This is a genomic window from Streptomyces sp. NPDC048288 (assembly GCF_043201555.1).
Classification (GTDB): domain Bacteria; phylum Actinomycetota; class Actinomycetes; order Streptomycetales; family Streptomycetaceae; genus Streptomyces.
Map to the genome: position 1 here is coordinate 12073 of NZ_JBICZD010000025.1, position 15972 is coordinate 28044.

At 71.1% G+C, this 15972-nt stretch carries 16 protein-coding genes and 1 tRNA gene; 8 read left to right on the top strand and 9 right to left on the bottom strand.

All coding sequences use genetic code 11. From position 1 onward, the window contains the following. Nucleotides 1-95 precede the first annotated feature (95 nt). Nucleotides 96-1523 (top strand): MFS transporter, encoded by a 1428-nt coding sequence (locus ACGFZS_RS47850; RefSeq protein WP_393800561.1) that lies wholly within the window; start codon nucleotides 96-98, stop codon nucleotides 1521-1523. A 46-nt stretch (nucleotides 1524-1569) separates the two neighbouring features. Then, nucleotides 1570-1643 (top strand) — tRNA-Pro (locus tag ACGFZS_RS47855). A 66-nt stretch (nucleotides 1644-1709) separates the two neighbouring features. Here the strand turns inward: ACGFZS_RS47855 and ACGFZS_RS47860 are convergent. The 3 genes from ACGFZS_RS47860 to ACGFZS_RS47870 all read right to left on the bottom strand — a co-directional run bounded on the left by ACGFZS_RS47860 (nucleotide 1710) and on the right by ACGFZS_RS47870 (nucleotide 3657). After that, a complete protein-coding gene (locus tag ACGFZS_RS47860; protein WP_393800513.1) occupies nucleotides 1710-2540 on the bottom strand; it encodes an alpha/beta fold hydrolase in 831 nt (276 codons plus the stop codon). Between the two features lie 175 nt (nucleotides 2541-2715). Further along, on the bottom strand, nucleotides 2716-3081 hold the full coding sequence (locus tag ACGFZS_RS47865; protein ID WP_393800514.1) for an ArsR/SmtB family transcription factor: 366 nt from the start codon (nucleotides 3079-3081) through the stop codon (nucleotides 2716-2718). Nucleotides 3082-3282: 201 nt separating this feature from the next. After that, complete coding sequence (locus tag ACGFZS_RS47870; protein WP_355717992.1) at nucleotides 3283-3657, bottom strand: hypothetical protein; 375 nt, start codon at nucleotides 3655-3657, stop codon at nucleotides 3283-3285. A 604-nt stretch (nucleotides 3658-4261) separates the two neighbouring features. Between ACGFZS_RS47870 and ACGFZS_RS47875 the strand changes: the two genes are divergently transcribed. From ACGFZS_RS47875 to ACGFZS_RS47895, 5 genes are read left to right on the top strand one after another with little or no spacing between them, the layout of a single operon-like run. After that, nucleotides 4262-5770: an ATP-binding protein gene (locus ACGFZS_RS47875; protein WP_393800515.1), complete on the top strand. Its 1509-nt coding sequence runs from the start codon at nucleotides 4262-4264 to the stop codon at nucleotides 5768-5770. 50 nt (nucleotides 5771-5820) lie between these two features. Further along, nucleotides 5821-6249, top strand: a complete 429-nt coding sequence (locus tag ACGFZS_RS47880; RefSeq protein WP_365683989.1) for a roadblock/LC7 domain-containing protein — start codon at nucleotides 5821-5823, stop codon at nucleotides 6247-6249. Between the two features lie 2 nt (nucleotides 6250-6251). Further along, entirely contained in the window at nucleotides 6252-6629 is a 378-nt protein-coding gene (locus tag ACGFZS_RS47885) for a DUF742 domain-containing protein (protein ID WP_359222915.1), read from the top strand. Then, on the top strand, nucleotides 6607-7209 hold the full coding sequence (locus tag ACGFZS_RS47890; protein ID WP_359222917.1) for an ATP/GTP-binding protein: 603 nt from the start codon (nucleotides 6607-6609) through the stop codon (nucleotides 7207-7209). The genes ACGFZS_RS47885 and ACGFZS_RS47890 overlap by 23 nt, the downstream gene beginning before the upstream one ends. 31 nt (nucleotides 7210-7240) lie before the next feature. Further along, nucleotides 7241-7831, top strand: a complete 591-nt coding sequence (locus tag ACGFZS_RS47895; protein WP_355717982.1) for a GAF domain-containing protein — start codon at nucleotides 7241-7243, stop codon at nucleotides 7829-7831. Nucleotides 7832-7850: 19 nt separating this feature from the next. Here ACGFZS_RS47895 and ACGFZS_RS47900 read toward each other — a convergent pair whose 3' ends face one another. From ACGFZS_RS47900 to fae, 6 genes are all read right to left on the bottom strand, one after another. Further along, complete coding sequence (locus ACGFZS_RS47900; RefSeq protein ID WP_393800516.1) at nucleotides 7851-9086, bottom strand: acyl-CoA dehydrogenase family protein; 1236 nt, start codon at nucleotides 9084-9086, stop codon at nucleotides 7851-7853. Nucleotides 9087-9539: 453 nt separating this feature from the next. Then, on the bottom strand, nucleotides 9540-10700 hold the full coding sequence (locus tag ACGFZS_RS47905) for an iron-containing alcohol dehydrogenase family protein (RefSeq protein WP_393800517.1): 1161 nt from the start codon (nucleotides 10698-10700) through the stop codon (nucleotides 9540-9542). Nucleotides 10701-10749: 49 nt separating this feature from the next. After that, entirely contained in the window at nucleotides 10750-11679 is a 930-nt protein-coding gene (locus tag ACGFZS_RS47910; RefSeq protein WP_393800518.1) for an NAD(P)-dependent oxidoreductase, read from the bottom strand. A gap of 60 nt (nucleotides 11680-11739) precedes the next feature. Next, nucleotides 11740-13260: an aldehyde dehydrogenase gene (locus tag ACGFZS_RS47915; protein ID WP_393800519.1), complete on the bottom strand. Its 1521-nt coding sequence runs from the start codon at nucleotides 13258-13260 to the stop codon at nucleotides 11740-11742. Next, nucleotides 13257-14369: a mandelate racemase/muconate lactonizing enzyme family protein gene (locus tag ACGFZS_RS47920; RefSeq protein WP_365683088.1), complete on the bottom strand. Its 1113-nt coding sequence runs from the start codon at nucleotides 14367-14369 to the stop codon at nucleotides 13257-13259. Before ACGFZS_RS47920 ends, ACGFZS_RS47915 begins: the two co-directional genes overlap by 4 nt. Continuing rightward, nucleotides 14366-14905, bottom strand: coding sequence for a formaldehyde-activating enzyme (gene fae / locus ACGFZS_RS47925; RefSeq protein ID WP_393800520.1), 540 nt, complete (start codon nucleotides 14903-14905; stop codon nucleotides 14366-14368). Before fae ends, ACGFZS_RS47920 begins: the two co-directional genes overlap by 4 nt. A 229-nt stretch (nucleotides 14906-15134) precedes the next feature. Here fae and ACGFZS_RS47930 point away from each other — a divergent pair, with 229 nt between their 5' ends. Beyond that, nucleotides 15135-15923 (top strand): IclR family transcriptional regulator, encoded by a 789-nt coding sequence (locus ACGFZS_RS47930; RefSeq protein WP_365683092.1) that lies wholly within the window; start codon nucleotides 15135-15137, stop codon nucleotides 15921-15923. Nucleotides 15924-15972: the final 49 nt, after the last annotated feature.

The window sequence follows — 15972 nt, forward strand, 5'->3', positions numbered from 1 at the left end:
CCGCCATGGCCGGACGCGGCCGGGTGTCCCCTCCCCGCACGCTCACCGACATCTCCCTCGCCCTTCCCTCCGTTCCGATCTCGGAGAGGTCCTTCATGCCCCGGAAGTCCACCCGCCTCACCTTCGCGGTCCTCGCGACCGGTGCCGGCGTGTTCTCCATGCTCCAGTCGCTGGTCGCACCGGCCCTGCCGACCGTCCAGCACGCCCTGCACACCTCGCAGTCCACCGCGACCTGGGTGATGACGGCATACCTGCTGTCCGCCTCGGTCTTCACCCCGATACTCGGCCGCGTCGGCGACCTGGTCGGCAAGAAGCGCACCCTGGTCGCCGTCCTGCTGGCCGTCCTGGCCGGCTGCCTGGTCGCCGCCCTCGCGCCGAACATCGGCGTCCTGATCGTCGCCCGGGTCGTCCAGGGCATCGGCGGTGCCCTGTTCCCGCTCTCCTTCGGCATCATCCGGGACGAGTTCGCCCCGGGCGAGGTCAGCGGCAGCATCAGCAACCTGTCCGCGGTGATCGCGGCCGGCGGCGGCGTCGGCATCGTGGCCGCCGGTCCCATCGTCTCGGCGCTCGACTACCGCTGGCTGTTCTGGATCCCGGTCGCCGTCGTCGCCCTGACCGTCCTCATCGCCGCGCGCTACGTCCCCGAGTCGCCCAAGAGGGCCGAGGGCAGCGTCAGTTGGCTCGGCGCCGGGCTGCTCTCCGCCTGGCTGGTGGCGCTGCTGCTGCCGCTGAGCCAGGCCGGGCAGTGGGGCTGGGGCTCGGCGAAGGTGCTCGGCCTGTTCGGCCTCGCCGTCGTCCTGTTCGCCGTCTGGCTGCTGACCGAGTCCCGCTCGGCCAACCCGCTGATCGACCTGCGCGTGATGCGGCTGCCCGCCGTCTGGACCACCAACGCGGCCGCCCTGCTCTTCGGCGCCGGCATGTACGCGATCTGGTCCTTCCTGCCCGGCTTCGTCCAGACCCCCGGCTCGGCCGGTTACGGCTTCGGCGCGACCGTCACCGAGTCCGGCCTGCTCATGCTGCCGATGCTCATCGCCATGTTCCTCTCCGGCATCCTCGGCGGCCGCCTCGAACCCCGCGTCGGCGCCAAGGCGCAGCTCACCGCGGGCGCCGCGCTCGGTGCACTGGCCTGCGGCTTCCTGACCCTCTGGCATGACGAGCGGTGGCAGATCGGTGTCGTCGCGGGCCTGTTCGGCCTCGGCATCGGCCTGGCCTTCGCCTCGATGGCCAACCTCATCGTCGGCAGCGTGCCGCCCGAGCAGACCGGCGCCGCGACCGGTATGAACGCCAACATCCGCACCATCGGCGGCTCCATCGGTGCCGCGCTCACCAGCGTCCTGGTCACCGGCCGGCTCCAGCCCTCCGGACTGCCCTACGCCTCCGGCTACACCCACGCCTGGGCCCTGCTCACCCTGTTCTGCCTGACCGCCGCCGGAGCCGCGCTCCTCGTCCCGGTCCGCCGCACGAACCGCGTCACCACCCCGGCCACGGAGCGGCCGGCGGCAGCACCCGTACGCGTGCGGTAGTGTTGACCTGCGTGATCACGCGGAAACCCACCGCGTGACTCCGCAGCGGGACGTGGCGCAGCTTGGTAGCGCACTTGACTGGGGGTCAAGGGGTCGCAGGTTCAAATCCTGTCGTCCCGACGCTGCGAAGGGCCTTCGCGGACGAGAGTCCGTGAAGGCCCTTTTCGTGTGCCGCACCGGACGCCGTCAGGACCGTACGAACTCCAGGATGTCGGGGTTGAGGACCTCGGGGCGGGTGGTGAGCATGCCGTGGGGAAGGCCCTCGTAGCTCTTGAGGGTGCCGTTCTTGAGGAGTTGCACGGTCAGCGGCGCCGAGTCCTCGTACGGGACGACCTGGTCGTCGGTGCCGTGGGCGACGAGGACCGGTACCTCGATCTGCCGGAGGTCCTCGGTGAAGTCGGTCTCGGAGAACGCCTTGACGCATTCGTAGTGGGCGTTGGCCGCGCCCATCATGCCCTGCCGCCACCAGTTGTCGATCATGCCCTGGGACACCTGCGCGCCGGGGCGGTTGAAGCCGTAGAACGGTCCCGAGGGCACGTCGATGAAGAACTGGGAGCGATTGCCGGCCACTCCGGCGCGGAAGCCGTCGAAGACCTCCATGGGCAGGCCGCCCGGGTTGGCGTCCGTCTTGAGCATGAGGGGCGGTACGGCGCCGACCAGCACGGCCTTGGCGACCCGGCCCGGTTCGGCGCGGGCCACGTAGCGGGTGACCTCGCCGCCGCCGGTGGAGTGGCCGATGTGCACGGCGTCCCGCAGATCGAGCGCCGCCGCGAGCGCGATCACGTCGTCGCTGTAGGTGTCCATGTCGTGGCCGCCGGCGGTCTGGGTGGAGCGGCCGTGGCCACGGCGGTCGTGGGCGATGACGCGGTAGCCGTGCGACAGGAAGAACAACATCTGGTTGTCCCAGTCGTCGGCGCTCAGCGGCCATCCGTGGTGGAAGACGATCGGCTGCCCGTCGCGCGGGCCCCAGTCCTTGTAGAAGAGAGTGGTGCCGTCGCCCGTGGTGACTGTCCCCATCGCTTGTCCTCCGCTCGCTCGGGGTGCGCCCCGGCGACACAGAGGTCCGGGCACGCGGGACCGACGAATGCACGCCCTCGGGGCGCGGTCCGGAAGTACCCGCCCAGCCTACGCCCGGACCGCGCGCGGCACATCCGGGCGCGGCACATGTGGGCGGGGCACATCCGGGCGCGGCTCAGCCGCGGCTGTCGGCGGACACCGGCCGGACGTGCGCGTCGGCCTGCCGCAGTTCGGCGAGCAGGACGTTCTGCCCGTCCAGCAGTTCGGTGAGGATGCGGCGGGCCGCGCGCAGGAGTTCCGCGACATCGCCGCCGGCCAGGGCGTAGCTGACGGTGGATCCCTCCCGGATGGAGACCACGATGCCGGACCGGCGCAGCACGGCCAGTTGCTGGGAGAGGCTGGACGGCTCGATCTCGATGTCGGCGAGCAGGTCCCGCACCGGGACCGGTCCGTGCTGGAGCAGTTCCAGGACCCTGATCCGTACAGGGTGCCCGAGCATGCGGAAGAAGTCCGCCTTGGCCTGGTACAGGGGGACTTGCATGACAGCTCGCTCTCTGCCGGGTCGGGTGGGGTGGGGCCGCCGGGGTGCGGCGGCGCCTCGCGACACCGCCGCATCGGCCCTGCACAGCCGATCCTTGCCGCCCGTGGCCCGGTGCAGGCATGAATTGGGATCATGCTGATGTGGTCACTTGAAGAAGTTTTCACATCGTGGGCGCAGGAAGTCCCGGGCGCCGCGTCGTCGCTAGACCTCGAGTTGTTCCTCGACCCGCTTGAGCTGGTGGCGGGCCATCGCCAGGTTCGAGCGGGCCTTGTCGAGCACCAGGTAGAGGAAGAGGCCGTTACCGCTGCGCCCGGTGATCAGGCGGATGAGGTGGTACTGCTTCTCCAGCGTGATCAGGATGTCCTCGATCCGGCCCTTGAGGCCCAGCTCCTCCATGGTGCGCACCTTGGCCCGGATGACGTCCGTGTTCCCGGCCGCGGCGATCGTCAGGTCGAGGTCCTTGCCCCCGCCCAGCGTTCCCAGCGCCATCCCGCTGGTGTAGTCGACGACGGCGGCGCCCATCGCCCCCTCGACCCCGGCCATCATTTCCTTCAGTGACACTTCCACGCTCGCCATGGCGGCGTCCTCCCCTTCGGTAGCCGTTGCGACGGACCGGCCCCGGCCGGTCCGTCCGATGCATGGACCGTAGGGGCGGGCGGGGTTCGCGGGGTCGGCGTGTCCGGGGCTGACCCATGATGGTCGAAGAGCCGCGCTGTCTGTCCGTTCGGGTGACGTCAACTGTTGTGTGAGTGACCGAGGTTGACGTTCTCCGAGGAAGCGGTGTCGAAGGGTGCAAAAGGGTCGCTCACCCCGATTCCGGTCAGGGGGTCGGCGGGGGAGTGTCACCAGGGAATCGTTTCGGCAAGTGAAGGTTCCGTTTCCGTGGTGATCTGATTACGTCACATAGGGGTCTGTGGCGTAGGGTTGCTGGCCTGATAACTGTCCACTTCTGGACGGGAGTTGACAGTTTGTTTGCGCTGCACGCTGTGTCTCCGAACTGGTTCATCGAGAGGGCTCCATGTCCGAAACCGCGACTCATGCAGGGCGTTCGGGACCTGGTCGGATGACCGTGCCGGGCTCGGTTCACAACAGGCACGCCAGGCCTCCCGCGCAGGACGAACCGACAGAATCGGCCACTCGGTCCCGTACGGTTCGCCTCGCGGTCCTTCCCGCGCTGTCCATGGCGGTCCTCGCCGCCGTCCTGCTCGTCTTCGTCCTCAAGGCCCAGCGGGGCACCGCCGACGCGGCCACCTGGACGGTGCTCGTCGTCGGCGCCGTGATCGGCTGCGGGGTGCTGGCCGCGGCCGTGCGGGCCGGCCGCACGGCGGACCGGACGGCGTCCCGGCAGTACGCGGCGCTGCGCCGTACCGTCACCGCGAGCCAGGCCGGCCTGCAGGACGCCCTGCAGCGGCTGGAGCGGGGCGAGCCGGTGGAGCAGGTCGCGTTCACCCTCCCCGCGCCGTCCCGGAACGACCGGCTCGGGACGCTCGGGTACGAGATGAGCGTCGCCCTCTGGCAGGCCCGCACCGCCGTGGTGCAGCGCGCGCAGTACGCCCCGACGAGTGCGCAGGAGAGCGAGGAGCGGGTCGAGGTCTTCGTCAACCTCGCCCGGCGTCTGCAGTCGCTCGTCCACCGGGCCATCAACATGCTCGACCAGCTGGAGAACGAGGTCGAGGACCCGGAGCTGCTCAAGGGCCTGTTCCACGTCGACCACCTGGCCACCCGTATCCGCCGCCACGCGGAGAACGTCGCCGTGCTCGGTGGCTCGGTCTCCCGCCGCCAGTGGACCCGTCCGGTGACCCTGACCGAGGTGCTGCGCTCCTCGATCGCCGAGGTCGAGCACTACTCCCGGGTCAAGCTGGTGCCGCCGATCGAGGGGACGCTGCGCGGCCACGCCGTCGCCGACGTCATCCACCTGCTCGCCGAACTGGTCGAGAACGCCACGACGTTCTCCGAGCCCGGCACCCAGGTCCTGCTGCGCGCCCAGCGGGTGACCGCCGGGCTCGCCATCGAGGTCGAGGACCGCGGTCTGGGCATGCCCCTGGACGAGCAGACCCGGATCAACTCGCTGCTCGCCGAGCCCGACCACATCGACCTCAGCAAGCTGCTCGCCGACGGCCGTATCGGCCTGTACGTGGTGTCCGCGCTGGCCCGCCGGCACAGCATCGCGGTCCGGCTGCAGAGCAACATCTACGGCGGTGTCCAGGCGATCCTGGTCGTGCCGCGCGCCCTGCTGGGCGACGAGGCCGACGGCCCGTCCGACCAGTACCAGGTCGCCGACCTGCCCCAGCAGGCCCGGATGCCCTCGGTCCCGCAGCCGCCCGCGCAGGCCTCCCACGGACGCCCCGTGGCCCCGCCGCAGGCCCTGCGCCAGCCGCTGCCGCCGGCGCAGACGCAGACCGCGGCCGGACCGGCGCCCGCGCCGCAGCAGTACGGCCACGGCGCCGGAGCGCCGCCGGCGTACGTACCCGCTCCCCAGCTCGGCGGCCCGCCCCGCGACGACCGGCCGCAGCTCCCGCAGCGCCACGCCCAGGAGCACCTGGCGCCCGAACTGCGCAACGGTCCCGCGGTGCGCACGGGCGACGAGAAGGAGACGGAGCACGACCCGGGACTGATGGCCATGTTCCAGCGAGGGGTCCGCCTCGCCGACAACGAACCCGACGAGCCCCCCACCAACAGCGCTCGCTGATGCAGGCCCTGGACTCGCAACACAAGGAGAAGAACGCCACCGTGAGCGACATGCATGCCGGCCAGTCGCAGAACCTCGACTGGCTCCTGTCGGGACTCATCCAGAGGGTCCCCTTCACCCGCAGTGCCCTGCTGCTGTCCTCCGACGGACTGGCGAAGGCGTACGACGGGCTCGAAACAGTGGCCGAGGCGGAGCACCTGGCCGCCCTCGCGTCGGGTCTCCACTCGCTGGCGCGCAGCGCGGGCATGCAGTTCGCCCACGGTGCCGACGTACGGCAGGTGGTGGTGGAGCTGGACACGGCTCTGCTGTTCGTCTGCGCGGCCGGCTCGGGCGCCTGTCTGGCCGTGCTGGCCGACCGCGAGGCCGACGCGGCCGTGCTGGGCTACGAGATGGCCATGCTGGTCAAGAGCGTCCGCCCGTACCTGGCGACCCCCGTCCGGCAGCAGGCGGCCGGCGCGTCGCTCGATCCGGGGCGCTGACCATGTCGGACGCGGAGGACGGGGCCTGGCTCGACGACGACGCGGGCCGGCTGATCCGGCCCTACACCGTCAGCAACGGACGTACCCGCCCCTCGTCGCAGTTCGACCTGCTCACCCTGGTCATGGCGACGGGTGAACGGCCGAAGACCTATCTCGGCCCCGACCACGACCAGGTGCTGGCCCTGTGCGGCGTGCCGCTGTCCGTCGCCGAGGTGGCCGCGCACCTGAAGCTGCCGGCCGTCATCACCAAAGTCCTGCTGTCCGACCTCGTCACACACCGCGCGGTGACCACGAGTGCCCCGCGCGCCATCCTGGCGGGTTCCCCCACCGACCGACACCTTCTGGAGACGGTGCTGCATGGCCTTCGCAAGCGGCTCTGACCCCTTTCCCACCGCGCTGAAGATCCTCATCGCCGGTGGCTTCGGGGTCGGCAAGACCACGTTCGTAGGAGCTGTCAGCGAGATCGAGCCGCTGAGCACCGAGGAGCTGCTGACCCAGGTCAGCGCCCGTACCGACAGCCTGGTGGGCATCGAGGGGAAGTCGACCACCACCGTGGCGATGGACTTCGGCCGGATGTCCCTGGACCGCGACCACGTCCTGTACCTGTTCGGCACGCCCGGGCAGGAGCGGTTCTGGTTCATGTGGGACGAGCTGTCCAACGGCGCCCTGGGCGCGGTCGTGCTCGCCGACACCCGCCGGCTGGACCACTGTTTCGCCGCGGTCGACTTCTTCGAACGGCGGGGCATCGGATTCATCGTCGCCGTCAACGAGTTCGACGGCTCCTACCGCTACACGTCCGACGAGATCCGCTCGGCTCTCGACCTCAAGCCCGACGTACCCGTGGTGGCGTGCGACGCACGCCAGTGCAACTCCGGAACGCGTGTGTTGATCGCGCTCCTCCAGCACCTTCTCGCCTCGACTCCCGGCACACCGCCCGCGGAGCTTGACCCGCTGCGCTGAGGCATCCTCAGCGCGGCCGAATGGAGCCTGCATGTCTGCCCCGGTTCCCTACCAGACGCCCCAGTACGACCCGACCCGCCATCTGCTGCTCACGCCGGACGACCGGGACGCCCCCGCCCGGGTCGCCAGGCTGCGCGAGCTCGGCATCGGCGACGTCCCGATCCCGGAGTTCGACGAGTTCGCGCGCAATCTCGCGCAGGTCACCGGCGCACCGTTCTCGATGGTCAACTTCATCGACGAGAACCGCCAGTACTTCGCCGGCCTGTACGCGGCCGGCCGGCCCGGGGTGCAGCTGGAGCCGCAGGAGAACCAGGTCGGCCGGACCATGACACGTGACCAGGGCTACTGCCCGCACGTCGTCGTGCGGAAGAAGGCCCTGGTGCTCGAGGACGTCTGCGACTACCCGCGGTTCGCGGGCAACCGGGTCGTGGACGAGATCGGTATCCGCTCGTACATGGGCGCTCCCCTGATCGACTGGAAGACCGGGATGGCCCTGGGAACGATCTGCGTGGTGGACACGGAGACCCACCCGTGGGGGCGCGAGGGGCTGGCGACCATCAAGTCACTGGCGCAGCAACTGGTCGACCGTATCCATGAGATGGAGGAGCGGGGAGGGATCTGAGCCGGTGCGCGCTGGGGGTTCAGCCCGCGTGCCCGGCCGGTTCCAGCTGCTCTTCGCGCGGCCGCGGCGCCACGCTGCGCACGAGGTCGGCCAGGCGCTCGGACCACTGGCCCTTGGCCGTGCCGAGCGCGGTCTCGCCCAGGCGCAGCAACTGGATGTCGGAGGTGCCTGCGGGCGCGTAGATGTGATGGGCGTCGCGCAGGTAGCGCTCCACCGGGCGGTCGGTGAACAGGCCGCTGGCGGCGTGGATCTCCATGCCGTCACGGGCGGACTCGATGGCTGCCTCGACGTTGAGGAGCTTGGCGTTCATCAGCTCGGTGTCGCAGGACAGTCCCTGGTCGAGCAGGTGTACGGCGTGGTAGGCGGCCAGTCTGGCGGTCATCAGCCGCGACTTCATCCGGCCGAGCCGGAGCTTGATGTTGGTGAGTTCGCCCAGGGGCGCGCCGTAGCGTTCCCGTTCGATGCACAGGGCGGTCGTCTCCTCGAACACGGCCTGGTGGATGCCGAGGGAGACCGCGGTCAGGTTGGGCCGGCCGTACAGGATGCTCGACGAGTAGGCGACGGCCAGGCCCTTGCCCTCCGCGCCGAGCAGGTTCGCGGCCGGCACCCGGCAGTTGTCGAAGATCAGCTCGCCGAAGCTGAAGCCGTGCAGCCCCATGGCCGGCTGGTGCTCGCCGAGCGAGAAGCCGGGGCGGTCGGCCTCGACCAGGAAGGCCGACAGCCCTCTCGATCCCTCGCCGGTCCTGACGACCACCCCGTGCAGGTCGCCGACATGGCTGTTGCCGACGAAGACCTTGCGGCCGTTGAGGACGTAGTCGTCGCCGTCGCGGACCGCGGTGCTGCCCATGCCCAGCACATGGCCGCCCGACTCCGGTTCCGTGACGGCGATGGTCGGCAGGCAGTCGCCCGCGGCGATACGCGGCAGCCACGTGCTCTTCTGCTGTGCGTCGCCGAAATGAATGATCTTGGCGACGCCGAGCTGGGAGGCCTGCACCATGGCTCCCATGGCGCCGCTGACGCGGGCAAGTTCCTCGATGATGATCGTCTTGGCGAGATGTCCGGCGCCCATCCCGCCGTACTCGGTGCCGATGGTGACGCCGATCCAGCCCTGCCGGGCGATGAGGGCGGAGAGCTCGTGGGCCACGGCCCGCGAACGCTCCATCTCCGCTATCCGCGGACGCACCTCCCGCTCGGCGAACTCGCGCACTCGATGTCGCAAGCCGTCGTGCCACTCACTAGTGAAATAGCGTTCCACAACCCCTCCTGCGCGCTGCCTCCGGGTCGGTACGGAACCGGAGGTGGTTCGTCGGGCAGTGGCTCTTTGTTCCCCCAGGTCGTTCGCCCAATTTATTGTCTACTTATCGACCGATCTCAGCCAAGATCGCAACGCGACTTTGACTGAAACGCGGCACCTTGCATTCCGCTTCGACTGTGCGATATGAGGCGCAAGTTGCCCTCATTACGGCATGTCACGGAGGGATTCGGCTCAAGTACGAACAGGATCCGTCCGGTCTGGACATGCGTCTGCCCATCAGGCAATTGCCCGACGGGCAGACGGCGTTCCATGATGACAACCAGTCACGTTCTGTCTGGCCGATATGAGCGCCGCGTCGGAACGGTCGTGGCGGTCGACCGATAGGGATTCGGCCACCGCCGACGACGGCGAACCCGAGGCAGTCGCCCCACGCGTCACCTGCGTCACTCCGGTCTAGTACACCGCTTCGAGGATCCCGAGGATCTGCTCCTCGGTCGGCTGCCGCGGGGCGTTGCGGGTCACCGCGTCCGCCAGCGCGCCCGCGGCGATCGGGCGCAGCAGGTCCGGGCGGACGCCGAGTTCGCGCAGGGGCTGCTTGATGCCCAGCGCGCCGGAGATCTTCCGGACGGCGTCGATCGCGGCCCGGGCCCAGTCGCCGTCGGCGGGCGGGTCCAGGCGCAGGGCGCGGGCCGTCTGCTCGTAGGCGTCCCGGGCGGCGGGCGCGCCGAACTCCAGGACCTCCTCCAGGACGGCGGCCAGCGCGACACCGTGCGGGGTGCCGGTGTGCGCGGTCAGGGCGTGCCCGATGCCGTGCACGAGACCCAGCCCGGACAGGGTGAGCGCTTGGCCCGCCAGATGGGCGCCGAGCATCAGCCCGGCGCGGGCCTCCAGGTCCGAACCGTCGGCGTGGGCGACGGGCAGCCAGCGGCCGACCATGGCCACCGCCTGCGCCGCGTACGCCGCCGAGACCGGGTTCGCGCCCCGCGAGGCCAGCGACTCGATGCCGTGCACCAGCGCGTCGATGCCGGTGGCGGCCGTGATCCGGGCGGGCAGGCCGAGCGTCAGCTCCGGGTCGAGCAGCGCGATCCGCGGCTTGACCGACGGATGCCCCAGATACACCTTGCGACGGGCTTCGGTGTCCTCGACGACACCGAAGCCGTTGGTCTCCGCGCCCGTGCCCGAGGTGGTCGGGATCGCGATCAGCGGCAGCCCGTCGAGCGCCTCCCACAGCGCGTCCGCGTCGGCCGCCGCCGCGTCCGCGTTGCCGACGAGGAGCGAGATGCCCTTGGCCGCGTCGAGCACCGAGCCCCCGCCGAGGGCGACGACCACCGCGGGCCCGAACTCCCGTGCCCGGGCGGCCCCTTCGTCGACGTTTCCGGTCGACGGGTTGGCGCCGACCCCGTCGTACACCCCGTGCTCGACGCCCGCCGCGTCCAGCACCTTGAGCACCCGGCCGACGATGCCGGCGTCCCGCAGCCCGCGGTCGGTGACCACGAACGCACGGCTCGCCCCGAGGGAGGAGACCAGGTCCGGGAGGTGCGCGAGGCGGCCGGGGCCGAACTCGATACGGCAGGTGGGGTCGACGGTCAGCTGGCTGGTGAGGGACTCGCCCATGGCGTACGGCTCCTGGGGACGCGAGGAAAGAGGGACGACGGGGACCGGCTCAGACCGGGGTGTTCAACAGGGCCTCCTCCGGGCGCGGCAGCCGGAACTCCCGCCCGGCCATGGCCTCGTAGAGCCGGACCGGGCTCATCTCCCCGGCCAGATCGCCGTGTTGCGCCTTGGAACGGCGGTAGATCTGCTCCACGAGCGCCGACAGCTCGGTGGGGACGCCCAGGTCACGCCCGAGGTCCACGGCCAGACCGAGGTCCTTGCAGGCCAGGACCATCGCGAACGAGTCGTCGTAGTCGCCGTCGACCAGCACGGAGAGCAGGTCCTGCTCCAGGAAGTGCGAGGCGGCCGGGCTGGCCAGCAGCGAGCCGCGCAGCACCCCGAGGTCCACGCCCGCCTTGGTGCCCATGGCCAGCACCTCGGAGGTGGCGACGAGATGCGTGAACCACAGCAGGTTGATCATCAGCTTGACCGTGTAGCCGGCCCCGAGCGGGCCCACGTGCAGCACCTTGTCGGGGTCGCCCATCGCCTCGAGGACCGGCAGGCACATCCGGAAGTCGTCCGCCTCGCCGCCGACGAATATCTGCAGCCGCCCGGCCTCGGCACCGCGCGCCATCCCGCTGACGGGGGCGTCCAGGCGGCGCACCCCGCGCCGGTCCAGGACGTCGGCCGCGATCCGGTCCGCCACCGCCGGGGTGGAGGTCGACATGTCGATCCACAGGGCGCCCTCGGGCAGCGCCTCGGCGGCCCCGCCGCGCAGCAGCACGCTCTCCACGACGCGCGGGTTCGGCACCATCGTGATCAGCAGTTCGGCGTCGGCCACGCACGCGGCCGGGGTGTCGGCCCAGCGCGCGCCGAGCGCCAGATGCTCCACGGCGGCCTCGGGCCGGCTGTCGTGCACGGTGACCAGGTGTCCCGCGTGGATCAGATGGCGGGCCATGTGGCGTCCCATGTTGCCCAGGCCGATGAAACCGATCCTCATCGATGTCCTCGCTATGTCCAGGTGAGGTGGGGGAAGCAGGTGAAGCGGGGGAGGGGCCGTTCAGGCCAGGTTGATCCAGGTGGTCTTGAGTGCCGTGTACGCGTCCAGCGCGTGCAGCGACTTGTCGCGTCCCGCCCCGGTGGCCTTGAAGCCGCCGAACGGGGTGATGACATCACTGGCGTCGAAGGTGTTGATCCACACCGTGCCGGCCCGCAGCCGCTTCGCGGTGCGGTGGGCGACCGTCACGTCCCGGGTCCAGACCGAGGCGACGAGCCCGAAGTCGCTCTCGTTCGCGAGCCGTACGCCTTCGTCGGTGTCCCCGTCGTACGACACGACGGCCAGCACCGGGCCGAAGATCTCCTCCTGGCCGACCGCGGACGTGTTCACCACGCCGTCCAGCACGGTCGGTTCGACGAAGGTGCCGCCGCTGTCGGTGAGTGTGCGCCCGCCGCCGAGCAGGATCCGCGCCCCGTCGGCCGTGCCGCGCTCGATGTAGCCCAGGATCTTCGCCAGTTGGGACTCGTCCACGATCGGCCCCATCACGGTGGCCGGGTCCAGTGGGTCGCCGACGCGGAAGGTGTCGGCGGTGATCCGCCGTACCGCGTCCAGGAGTTCGTCCTTGACCGAGGCGTGCACGACGACCCGGGAACCCGCGTTGCAGGTCTGCCCCGCGTTGTAGAAGATCCCCCAGGCCACGGCGGACGCGGCCGCCTCGATGTCGGCGTCGGCCAGCACGAGCTGCGGCGACTTGCCGCCCGCCTCCACGGCGACCTGCTTGCCGTTGGACTCGCCCGCGTACACCTGGAAGAGCCGGGCCACCTCCGCCGAACCGGTGAAGGCGATCTTGTCGACCCCGGGATGCCGGCCGAGCGCCTGACCGGCGACCTCGCCCCGGCCCGGGACGACATTGAGCACGCCGTCGGGCAGCCCCGCCTCGGTGGCCAGCGCCGCGAGCCGGAGCGTGGCCAGCGAGGTCTGCTCGGCGGGCTTGAGGACCACGCTGTTGCCGGTGGCGAGCGCCGGGCCCAGCTTCCAACTGGCGATCAGCAGCGCGTAGTTCCACGGCACGACCGCGCCGATCACGCCCAGCGGCTCGCGGGTGATCAGCGCCAGCGCGTCACCGGGGGTCGGGGCCACCTCGTCGTACGTCTTGTCGATGGTCTCGGCGTACCAGGCGAGGGTCTCCGCCGTCCTGGCCACGTCGATCCGCACCGACTCGGTGATGGGCTTGCCCATCTCCAGGGTGTCGAGCAGCGCGAGTTCCTCGGCGTTCGCGAGGATCAGCTCCGCCCAGCGCAGCAGGATCCGCTTGCGTTCCTTCGGCGCGAGGTCGCGCCAGCGGCCGTCCTCGAAGGCGGCCCGGGCGGACCGTACCGCCCGGTCGACGTCCTCGGCCCCCGCCGCCGCCACCCGGGCCAGTACCGCGCCGTCGCGGGGCGAGACGCTGGTGAAGGAGTCGCCGGAGGTCGCGTCGGTGAAGGCGCCGTCGATGAACAGCCGCGTCTCGAAGGCGAGTTTGCCCGCCGCGGCCTGCCAGTCCTCGTACGACCGCGTCAGCAACTCTTCGATCGGGTACGTCACTTGATCCTCCAGCGGTCGATCGCGTCCTCGTCCAGCTCGATACCGAGGCCGGGCAGGTCCGGGACCTCCAGGTCGCCCTCGGCGTTCACCCGGACGGGCTCGGCGAGCATGAAGTCGCGGCGCTCGGGGGTCCAGCCGGGCGGGTCGTAGGGGTACTCGAAGAACGGGCCGCCGCCGACGCCCGCCGCGACATGGAGGTTGGCGAGCACGCCGATGCCGTTGGTCCAGCTGTGCGGGGTGAACTGACGGTGCTTCAGCTGGGCGAGTTCGGCCAGGGTGCGGGCGCGGTGCATGCCGATCGCCAGCACCACGTCCATCTGGTAGATGTCCAGGGCGTCCTCTTCGAGGTAGCGCAGCAGCTCGGTGGGGGAGTGGTGCATCTCGCCGGCGGCGATCCGCACCCCCGGGTTCTCGGCCCGCAGCCGCTTGAAGCCGTTCAGGTCCGCGTACGGCAGCGGCTCCTCGACCCAGAACACGTCGAGTTCGGCGAGGCGGGCCACGGTCCTGCGGGTCCCGGCCAGGTCGGAGGCGTTCGCCGTGTCGCCGGCCATCCGCCAGGACTGGTTGAGGTCGACCATGATCTCGAAGCCGGGGCCGAGTTCCTCGCGCACCGCGCGCACGGCGGCGACGCCCTCGTCGATTCGGTTGCGGTCGATGCGGATCTTCAGGGCGCGGAAACCGGCCTCGCGCACCTTCAGGGCGGTCTCGACCCGCTCCTCGGGCGACTTGAGCTCGCCCGAGGAGGCGTAGGCGGGCAGCTTCTTCGCCGCGTTGCCGAAGAGTTCGGCCACCGGGCGGCCGTGCACCTTGCCGATGACGTCCCAGAGCGCGGCCTCCAGCGGCCAGTAGTGCGCGCCGTGGAAGTTGGCGGTCTCGATCGCCCGGACATGGCGGGTGATGTCGAGCGGGTCCTCGCCGACGAACAGGTGCTTGTAGGTCTCGAAGCCGTCCATCAGGTCGCCGGAGCCGATGCCGGTGATGCCCTCGTCGGTGTGGACGCGCACGATCGTCGCGTCGAAGGCACGGCGCGGCTCCGGGTCCCAGGCGGCCCGGAACGGCGGGTCCAGCTCCAGCCGCAGCCGGTCCAGGGTGATGTCGGTGATCTTCATCGGGCGAGCACCTCGGGGGTCGGCGTGTAGAACGGGTTGGCCGGGCCCTCCTGCGCGGCCGCCAGCACGTCGGAGACGGTCGGCGTACCGGTCACCGCGGCCCGCACCGCGCCGTACGCGGCGGCGCGCTGGTTCTGGAAGGAGGCGTCCAGGTCGCCGACCGCGGGGTTGACCCACACCGCGGCGACGATCAGCAGGTCGTCTGCGTCCGCCGCCGGGATCAGCCCGTCCGCCACCGCGTCCGCGATCCCCTGCGCGAGCCCGGCCTGGGCGGAACCCCAGGTCGCGCGCTCGTGCAGGTCGCCAACCGCGGCGGCCTTGGTCACGAACAGGGTCAGCGGCTTCACCGGCACGGACGGCCGCAGCACCGTCACGAACGGCACATGGCCGGCGCTCGGGGTGGCCAGCGCCGTCGCCCACGCGGTCTCTACCGGGCCGCCCTTGCGTCCGATCACGAGGTTCGTGTGCGCGGCATCGGCGCCCGCACCGACGAAGGACTCGCCGATGAGCGCGGTCGGGGCGAAGGGCGATGGCATGGGTTCTCCTGGAACTCCGGGAGCGGGTGGCGGCAGCGGGCCGGGGCGACCACGAGGTGAGCGCAAAGCTCGCATACCGCGCAGTTCATCCGGCCCGATGCGGCGAATCTAGGTCCGTCACCACCCCCTCGCAAGGCGGTGACGGGAATCGAAATGCCGGTTGCTCTGCTGACAACTTCGGCGCTGACCTGGGGGTTCCACCGCCCTTCTCCGTGCATACGATGACCCGGTGACCGACTCCTCCGCGGCCTCCCGCGGCCACGGCCTGCGCCGCGACATCGACCTCCTCGAAGCCCTCGCCTCCGACGAGGCCCAGGACGCCGGCGGCCTCGGCGTCGTACGCCTGGCCCAGCTGGTGGGCCGGGAGAAGACCCAGATCTCCCGGGCGCTGAAGGCGCTGGCCGCCGAGGGCATCGTCGAGCGCGACCCGGACACCCTGGAGTACCGCCTCGGCTGGCGGCTGTTCTCGCTGGTCGCCCGCACCTCAGAGAGCCGCCTGGTACGGGTGGCCGAGCCGGTCATGCACGCCCTGTCCGCGGACCTGGAGGAGACCAGCCACCTGTGCGTGCTCAGCGACCGTGACGTCCTCACCCTGCTCTCGGTCTCCGGGCACTCCTTCCGCGTGCACGGCTGGGAGGGGCGCGGGGTGCCCGCCTGGCGGCTCTCGGCGGGGCGGGTGCTGCTCGCCGACGCGACCCCCGACGAGCTGTACGTGCGCTTCGGGACCAGCGGCGAGATGCCGGTCCAGGACCTGTGGTCGCTCATCCAGGACGCCCGGCGGCGGGGCTACGCGCGGGTGAGCGAGGAGTTCGAGGAGGGGCTGGTCGGGGTGTCGGCGCCGGTCAGGGACTTCCGGGGGCGGGTCGTCGCCGCGATCAACATCTCCGCCCCGAAGGCCCGGCTGGGCGAGCGCCTGGACGAGGCGGGGCGGACGACGGCCCGGGCGGCGGCGCGGGTGTCGTCGCTGCTGGGCTGGGAGCCCCGGCACACCCCGCTCACCAGGGCGCGCCTCACCTGAGCGCCGGGGCGCGGGACGGACTCCCGCCCAAGATCGGGGAGTTGCCCTC

Excerpts from the sequence above, each read along its gene's own strand:
- ACGFZS_RS47905 (WP_393800517.1), bottom strand. The coding sequence starts at position 10,700 with ATGGGCGAGTCCCTCACCAGCCAGCTGACCGTCGACCCCACCTGCCGT.
- fae (WP_393800520.1), bottom strand. The coding sequence starts at position 14,905 with ATGCCATCGCCCTTCGCCCCGACCGCGCTCATCGGCGAGTCCTTCGTC.
- ACGFZS_RS47860 (WP_393800513.1), bottom strand. The coding sequence starts at position 2,540 with ATGGGGACAGTCACCACGGGCGACGGCACCACTCTCTTCTACAAGGAC.
- ACGFZS_RS47920 (WP_365683088.1), bottom strand. The coding sequence starts at position 14,369 with ATGAAGATCACCGACATCACCCTGGACCGGCTGCGGCTGGAGCTGGAC.
- ACGFZS_RS47885 (WP_359222915.1), top strand. The coding sequence starts at position 6,252 with ATGTCGGACGCGGAGGACGGGGCCTGGCTCGACGACGACGCGGGCCGG.
- ACGFZS_RS47890 (WP_359222917.1), top strand. The coding sequence starts at position 6,607 with ATGGCCTTCGCAAGCGGCTCTGACCCCTTTCCCACCGCGCTGAAGATC.
- ACGFZS_RS47880 (WP_365683989.1), top strand. The coding sequence starts at position 5,821 with ATGCATGCCGGCCAGTCGCAGAACCTCGACTGGCTCCTGTCGGGACTC.
- ACGFZS_RS47895 (WP_355717982.1), top strand. The coding sequence starts at position 7,241 with ATGTCTGCCCCGGTTCCCTACCAGACGCCCCAGTACGACCCGACCCGC.
- ACGFZS_RS47910 (WP_393800518.1), bottom strand. The coding sequence starts at position 11,679 with ATGAGGATCGGTTTCATCGGCCTGGGCAACATGGGACGCCACATGGCC.
- ACGFZS_RS47870 (WP_355717992.1), bottom strand. The coding sequence starts at position 3,657 with ATGGCGAGCGTGGAAGTGTCACTGAAGGAAATGATGGCCGGGGTCGAG.
- ACGFZS_RS47865 (WP_393800514.1), bottom strand. The coding sequence starts at position 3,081 with ATGCAAGTCCCCCTGTACCAGGCCAAGGCGGACTTCTTCCGCATGCTC.
- ACGFZS_RS47850 (WP_393800561.1), top strand. The coding sequence starts at position 96 with ATGCCCCGGAAGTCCACCCGCCTCACCTTCGCGGTCCTCGCGACCGGT.
- ACGFZS_RS47875 (WP_393800515.1), top strand. The coding sequence starts at position 4,262 with ATGGCGGTCCTCGCCGCCGTCCTGCTCGTCTTCGTCCTCAAGGCCCAG.